The sequence below is a fragment of the Aerococcus agrisoli genome, assembly GCF_003797145.1.
Lineage (GTDB): Bacteria > Bacillota > Bacilli > Lactobacillales > Aerococcaceae > Aerococcus > Aerococcus agrisoli.
In genome coordinates, this window is sequence record NZ_RKMG01000015.1 from 42,372 (window position 1) to 48,921 (window position 6,550).

General features: G+C 41.1%; 8 protein-coding genes. 1 reads left to right on the forward strand and 7 read right to left on the reverse strand.

Features of this window, described 5'->3' with window-relative positions; genetic code table 11:
- Positions 1-237: 237 nt before the first annotated feature.
- From EF384_RS05705 to EF384_RS05725, 5 genes are all read right to left on the reverse strand, one after another.
- Positions 238-1,221 carry a lactate/malate family dehydrogenase gene (locus EF384_RS05705; RefSeq protein WP_123780139.1) on the reverse strand — a complete coding sequence of 328 codons (984 nt, stop codon included), beginning with the start codon at positions 1,219-1,221 and terminating at the stop codon, positions 238-240.
- A 112-nt stretch (positions 1,222-1,333) separates the two neighbouring features.
- A complete protein-coding gene (locus tag EF384_RS05710) occupies positions 1,334-1,771 on the reverse strand; it encodes a universal stress protein (RefSeq protein WP_233570048.1) in 438 nt (145 codons plus the stop codon).
- A gap of 42 nt (positions 1,772-1,813) precedes the next feature.
- A complete protein-coding gene (locus EF384_RS05715; protein WP_123780141.1) occupies positions 1,814-2,245 on the reverse strand; it encodes a universal stress protein in 432 nt (143 codons plus the stop codon).
- Positions 2,246-2,402: 157 nt separating this feature from the next.
- Positions 2,403-3,491, reverse strand: a complete 1,089-nt coding sequence (locus EF384_RS05720) for a M42 family metallopeptidase (RefSeq protein ID WP_123780143.1) — start codon at positions 3,489-3,491, stop codon at positions 2,403-2,405.
- A gap of 148 nt (positions 3,492-3,639) precedes the next feature.
- Positions 3,640-3,930 (reverse strand): GNAT family N-acetyltransferase, encoded by a 291-nt coding sequence (locus tag EF384_RS05725; RefSeq protein ID WP_123780145.1) that lies wholly within the window; start codon positions 3,928-3,930, stop codon positions 3,640-3,642.
- A 170-nt stretch (positions 3,931-4,100) separates the two neighbouring features.
- Between EF384_RS05725 and EF384_RS05730 the strand changes: the two genes are divergently transcribed.
- The gene (locus EF384_RS05730) at positions 4,101-4,481 is read left to right on the forward strand and encodes a PH domain-containing protein (RefSeq protein WP_094518849.1); all 381 of its coding nucleotides are present in this window, start codon (positions 4,101-4,103) and stop codon (positions 4,479-4,481) included.
- A gap of 799 nt (positions 4,482-5,280) precedes the next feature.
- On the opposite strand, the gene pcp is transcribed toward EF384_RS05730, so the two are convergent.
- Both pcp and EF384_RS05740 read right to left on the reverse strand, forming a co-directional pair.
- Entirely contained in the window at positions 5,281-5,928 is a 648-nt protein-coding gene (pcp, locus tag EF384_RS05735) for a pyroglutamyl-peptidase I (protein WP_123780147.1), read from the reverse strand.
- A gap of 14 nt (positions 5,929-5,942) precedes the next feature.
- A complete protein-coding gene (locus EF384_RS05740) occupies positions 5,943-6,446 on the reverse strand; it encodes a GNAT family N-acetyltransferase (RefSeq protein ID WP_123780149.1) in 504 nt (167 codons plus the stop codon).
- Between the last annotated feature and the right edge of the window lie 104 nt (positions 6,447-6,550).

The following is a 6,550-nucleotide window of genomic DNA, read 5'->3' on the forward strand; positions in this document are numbered from 1 at the left end:
AAGAAAATGAACAGCAAGCCCGCACTTTGGGATTTATGGATTTTTCTGAAACGCAGCCAAAGCTAACTTTTGGAACACGTTTCAGCGTGCGACAAAAGTTGTTTTAGAATTATGATAGGAAAAACGATTAGCGGCTAAAATTATAGTCCTAGTCGTTTTTTTACTCATTTGGTTGCATACAAAAAGGATGAAATGAACGCATCCGGCGTCATTTCACCCTTTCAAACTGAATAATGATTAGAATTTCACGCCAGCGTCTTTCATTGCTTCTTGAATGTAAGCAGCTGATTCGTGTAATTTGGCTTCTTCCCATTCGTTCAAAGCGACTGGAATGCGTTTTTCAACACCGTTGATACCAATTACACAAGGCATTGATAAAGCAACGTTTCCGTCATAGCCGTATTCACCACGTAAAGTCGTTGAAGCTGGGTAGATAGAACGTTCATCTAAGACTACTGCCTTAGCCATTGTAACTGCAGATTGTGCAACACCCGCATTGGTCCATCCTTTACCGTTGAAAACATCGTAAGCTGCTGTCACAACATTGGCTTTGATATCTTCTGGACTAGATAAATCAACTTGTGGATCACGGTCCAAGTAAGTATCTAAGTCAGCGTATGGTACACCTTGAATGTTCAAGTGGCTCAATACAGGGAATGCAGTCGCACCGTGTTCACCCATCATGTAACCAACAACTGATTTAGGGTCAACGTCATAGGCATTGGCGAAGACGTTACGTAAACGTGCTGAATCTAGCATTGTACCAGTACCGAAGATTTTACCAGCTGGGTAATCAAATTCATTTTCCGCGATGTACAGAATCGTATCCAATGGGTTGGTGATTACGATAATGATTGCTTCACGAGTATGCGCAGTAATATTCCCCATAACGTCACGAATAGTTTGACTGGTAATTTTCGCAAGACTTGCACGGTCTGGTTCAGCAGTTGGGTCATCCGGGTCAGGCATAATTGAATTTCCTGCTGCGATGATGATAACGTCCGCGTCATCTGTTTGTTCATAGCCACCGTGTGTTACTTTAATGTTGTTCATATAAGTTAAAGCGCGGGCTTGTTCTTGGTCTAAAGCCTCACCACGAGCCACGTTTTCCTTAATATCAATCACACCAATTTCACCGAACACGCCAGCTTTCATCGCATCTGCTAAGACGTATGAACCTACGTGACCTACACCAACAACGACAAGTTTATTTGTTTTCATAATAGCCTCCAATTTTCTCATGTATTTTTAATTAATTATAACTCATTTTGGTGAAAAAAACAGAAAAAATCCGAGCTGGCTTTGACACCCGCTCGGAAAAGCACATCTATCCTTATTTCACGACTAAGACATGGGCCTTCACATTCCGTACCACGTATTCAGAAACAGAACCCATCATGGCCCGTTCAATGGCACCTTTACCTGTCGCACCAACGACGACTAAATCGGCCTTATTCTTATCAGCAAATTCCACAATACCATATCTGGCATCGCCCTTGATTACTTCTAAGGTTACATTGGTAAAGCCAAGTTCCTCAGCTTCTTTTTGGTAAGAATCAAGGATTTCGAGTGCATCCACACGACTTTCTTCATACAGTTTGATTGAGGCATCCGGATTCGCAAATCTTACAAAATCATCTAAGACATGTAAGACGATTAATTCAGAATCGTTACGTTTCGCAATAGATACCGCTTCGCGGAAAGCACGGTAAGATGCATCAGAACCATCAACGGGTAATACTATTTTCTTGTAGCCTGTGACTGTCATCATAAACCCTCCTTATTTTACTGGGTATTGAAACTTACAAACACTTTATTTAATTACTAGCACTGGGATTTGAGATAAACGCACTGTATATTCGGCAACAGATCCAACAAGTGCACGAGAAATCGCACCCTTACCTGTTGCGCCAATTACCACTAATTGGTAGTCCCCTTCATTGGCAATTTTGGCAATTTCCCTTCTTGGGTTACCAAAAGCAGTGAACGTACGAATATCAGTGAAATTGCGATTTAAGCCGTACTCAACGTATTTTTCCAAACTTTCTAATGTTCGATCTTTCATCTTTTCCTTATCAGATTCAGAAATTCGAATGTCACCGAACACATAATCATCAGCGACCACGGATAAGACATCTACCTTTGCACCAGATCTTCTAGCAATCTCGACTGCATTTCGAAACGCCTCTTTACTATGCTCAGAATCATCAACCGGTACTAAAATTTGCTTAATGTTATCTAACATCTCTCGTTCCCTCCCTTGCTCCTTTGTTCACTCATATTATACCACTTTATTGTAATCGCTTACACAAATATACCCTTTATTTTATCAAATAATTTTTTCGTAAAAAAAAAACGACACCAGGTCGATGTCGTTTCGTTTTTTATATCACTCACACCACTTACAGTGTTTTTAACTCAGTAAAAGCAAAGTCTTCCGCAGTCAAATCTTTCAAGAAAGCAACGGTTAAATCAACTGTATCTTGGAAATCTTGATAAGCAGAGATTAAGTAATGCGTATGCGCGTAGCGTGTTGGCATACCTAAAGTTGCAACCGGCACACCGTTATGGCCAGTATGGATTGATCCCGCATTGGTACCACCACCGTCACGGACAGCCTTTTGAATATGGATGCCGGCTTTTTCACTCGCAGCCACAATCATGGCATTGAAATGATCGCTAGCAATATAGGTAGAATCACGGTAACGCAATTGTGGCCCTTGTTTCACACGACCTTGGCCCAAGGTTGCTGATTTCGCATAGTCATCTGACGGCGTACCTTCAAAAACGATGGCCGCTTGTGGATTTACACGGTTAGTCGTTACTTTCGCACCACGCAAACCAACTTCCTCTTGTGTCGCAAAAGCCCCAACCAAGTTAAATGGCAAAGCCTTCACCGCATCCGGACCCAACTCATTGAAGACAGCAAGTGTTGCCGCCACACCAAGACGGTTATCAAAAGCCTTACCCATCATCATACCGTTACGTTCATTCACATAGAATTTCGTTGCCGGTACCACAGGTTGACCCACTTCAATCCCAAAATCATTGATGACTTCCTCGCGACTTGTCGCCCCAATATCAAGCTTCAAATCCTCCAAAGCAACCGGTTTTTGGCGTTCAGCAGCCGACATGAAATGAATCGGTTTACTCGTCGCAACCGCAGGCACATAAGACATATCCTTCGTACGCACCATAAATGCTTGAGATTGCGCAGACGCAGCCGTCCAACCACCCAAAGCTTGCATCAACAGCAAACCATTCTCATCGATTGCTTGCACCATAAAGCCCACTTCATCCATATGCGAATCCAACATCAAAGTTGGTTTATTCGGATCCAACTCAGCAAAATTCAAATACAAATTCTTCATCGCATCCTCTTGCAGCGTAAAATCACCCTTATTGGCCTTCACAACCGCAACCACATCATCCTCAAAGCCCGGCGCACCGTAAGCATTCGACAAATCTTCTAACAATTGAATATATTTCATATCGCACCTCTTCTATCCTCTAATGTATCCATTTTAGCGAACTTATTGGCAAAAAGAAAGGCATCCCAATCAGGACACTGACCCTTCCACTTCAACACCCCAAGCAAAACAAAAAAGGCTAGGATCTCCCTAACCTCTGCGAAACTGCTTATTTATCAGCATTGATAAAATCGTATTTTTCCGGTTCTTCGTTAAATTTACGTACAACATATGGGCATAATGCCTTGATTTGAATATCTTTTTCATCCGCAAATTCAACTAAACGCGTTAACAATTTTTCTGCAACGCCTTCGCCACGTAATACTGGGTCAACCCAAGTATGTGTCGCAACGATGATATCTTCTGCTGTTTGTTGGTATTCGATCTCAGCGATACGTTTATCACCTGACTCATCGAAAATCGCAAAACCGTGATCTACTTCTTTAATTTCAAAATCCATAATAGTCCTCCTAAGTATGTTTTACAAATTGAAGTATCTTTATATTTAATTATATCAAACTCTGCTCAATATCTCGCCTCATAAGCCCTTGTTTGACTATAAATTGCCCTGGTCGGTATAATAGACATGACACCTAGCAAATACCGCCAGCGACACAGAGGAGTGACAAAATGGGCTTATTTTCAGGATTATTCGGTAATGCATCCGAAGCAGATAAAGAAAAAGTAGCAGCAACCCTAGAAAAAGTATTAATTCCAGGTGAGCAAATTGAACTATCTTACAACATTTTACGAGACTTAGTTGTTTTCACATCATACCGCCTCATTTTAATGGACAAACAAGGCGTCACCGGCAAAAAACGTGATTTCATGAGTATTCCTTACAAATCAATTTCCCGTTTTTCAGTCGAATCAACTGGTAACTTCGATATCGACGCCGAAGTTAAAATCTTCCTATCAGGTAACGAATACCCAACCATTTCCCTACAATTCAAGGGTGGCGACGTCGTCTTTGATGTGCAACGCGCATTAGCAGCCGCCGTATTATTATAAAAGGAACAAGCAAATAAACAGAAAACCACAAGGACCCCCAAGCGATGCTGCCAAACTAACGGCTTTTAGGCTTGAGACTCGACCTTGTGGTTATTTTTATTGGTATTTTTATATCAATAAGCTATTAACGGCTAGCACCGAGATACCTATGGATCACCTCCTTAAGGTGGGACAACCTTTGAATGCATCATCCGATTAACAAAGGCAACATGCGTCTTATGTTGTTTATTAGAGATCATACATTTTTTCATTTTATATCTCCTCCTAAGGGTGAAAATCCATAAAAAAATAGCGTCAGACACTAAGGCCCAACGCTATGGTTTTCATGATATTTTTCAATGTTGTCGTTGCAAAAAGTGCAGGCGCAAGCACACAAAGGCCCAGTAAATCATTCAATACCTGTGTTGACAGTATATTCCAAGATTTAAACAAGTGATTCATCAATTCATCCCTCACAAATAATGGCAAAGTGTTGAAAATCATCGGCTGTTTGCTGGCTACATTTTTTACACCCTTATCATAGCACGCACGAAAATCCTTTGTCGAATTTTTGCACTAGCAAATCCCTGCTAAATTTTACCCCACTTAAACAAATCATAAGAATTAAGTAACGAATTCATCACAATTTTTGCGCAATTCTTCATAATATCTTCAAGCCTGTCGCCTATTATATATACATACCCAATAAACAAACCAAACAAACTTTTCTTCATAAAATCTTTCTCCTCCCAAATGAAAGATAAATCAAAACGAGTCGACCTCCCATCGACTCGTTTTTTGTTTGTCTCATTCAAATCTACTAATGGATTTTCCCACCGATAACCTTCAAATCTTCCTTACCATCAAAATCCACAATCGCCTTAATGGCCGCTTCAATACCGCGAACAATATCATCTAAAGCCATTGACGGCGTATTTGGACGGTTCGTCACTTGCTCAGGTAAGAAAGGAATATGCATAAAACCTGCTTTTATTCCTGGATAATCATGATGCGTCATATATAGCGAATGGTACATGATGTGGTTGCATACAAAGGTCCCTGCTGTATTAGAAACCTCTGCCGGCACATTCGCCGCTTTCATATACGTAACCATCGCCTTAATCGGTAACTGACTAAAGTAAGCAGCATCCCCATCCGCCTTAATCGATTCATCAATCGGCTGTTGTCCCGCATTATCCGGAATACGCGCATCATCCGCATTGATTGCCACACGCTCAGGCGTTAAGGCAAAACGCCCACCCGCTTGACCAATATTCAAAATATAATCCGGTCCATATTCTTCAATCGCCGCTTTTTCCACTTCCGCACTTTTGTGAAAAATAGTTGGCACTTCTAATTTGATAATCTCTGCCCCTTGGATTTCATCTGGCAAACGTTTCACAGCCTCAATCGACGGATTGATGACATCATCACCAAACGGATCAAAACCCGTTACTAAAATTTTCATTGGAAGACCTCCTTCTATCCATGCTTGCGAACGTCTTTCACCATAAACACATCCATCGTCGTATGTTCACCCTCAAACAAAGGGCCTTCAATCCGTTCAAAGCCAAATTTTTCGTATACATGAATCGCTGCAACTAATGTATGGAAGGTTTCCAAATACAAATAGTCATAACCAAAATCCTGTGCAAAGCTGATGACCACTTCCATTAAATCCTTACTCAAACCAAAACCTCTGACACTGGCATCCAGGTATAATTTCTGTAATTCAGCTACTTTACCTAAGGTATTTCCCGGGAAATCTATTGGTGCAATCCCAACACCTCCTGAGAGGCCATTATTGCCCGTTACAACCCAATACTGACCGCCATCTATATCCTTATAGTAGTCATACAAGTAATCCAATTGTGGGTCAAAATAAGCCGTTCCTGGTTGATCTAAATGATTCTCCGCTAATACCTCACGAATAATCTTTCCTATAATCAGGTTATCCTCTTTTGCGATTGGTCTGATATTGAACATCGAGCCAGTCCCTTCATTTCCATTTCTTCTAGTATAAGCGAGATTCAATCCCGGCACCTATAAAATTTAAATAAAGACACAAAAAAAACCAGCGGATCAACCGC

What these genes read in the sequence shown, in the direction of transcription:
- pcp (WP_123780147.1), bottom strand. Translation starts at nt 5,928, where the DNA reads ATGAAAATTTTAGTAACGGGTTTTGATCCGTTTGGTGATGATGTCATC.
- EF384_RS05740 (WP_123780149.1), bottom strand. Translation starts at nt 6,446, where the DNA reads ATGTTCAATATCAGACCAATCGCAAAAGAGGATAACCTGATTATAGGA.
- EF384_RS05720 (WP_123780143.1), bottom strand. Translation starts at nt 3,491, where the DNA reads ATGAAATATATTCAATTGTTAGAAGATTTGTCGAATGCTTACGGTGCG.
- EF384_RS05730 (WP_094518849.1), top strand. Translation starts at nt 4,101, where the DNA reads ATGGGCTTATTTTCAGGATTATTCGGTAATGCATCCGAAGCAGATAAA.
- EF384_RS05715 (WP_123780141.1), bottom strand. Translation starts at nt 2,245, where the DNA reads ATGTTAGATAACATTAAGCAAATTTTAGTACCGGTTGATGATTCTGAG.
- EF384_RS05725 (WP_123780145.1), bottom strand. Translation starts at nt 3,930, where the DNA reads ATGGATTTTGAAATTAAAGAAGTAGATCACGGTTTTGCGATTTTCGAT.
- EF384_RS05705 (WP_123780139.1), bottom strand. Translation starts at nt 1,221, where the DNA reads ATGAAAACAAATAAACTTGTCGTTGTTGGTGTAGGTCACGTAGGTTCA.
- EF384_RS05710 (WP_233570048.1), bottom strand. Translation starts at nt 1,771, where the DNA reads ATGATGACAGTCACAGGCTACAAGAAAATAGTATTACCCGTTGATGGT.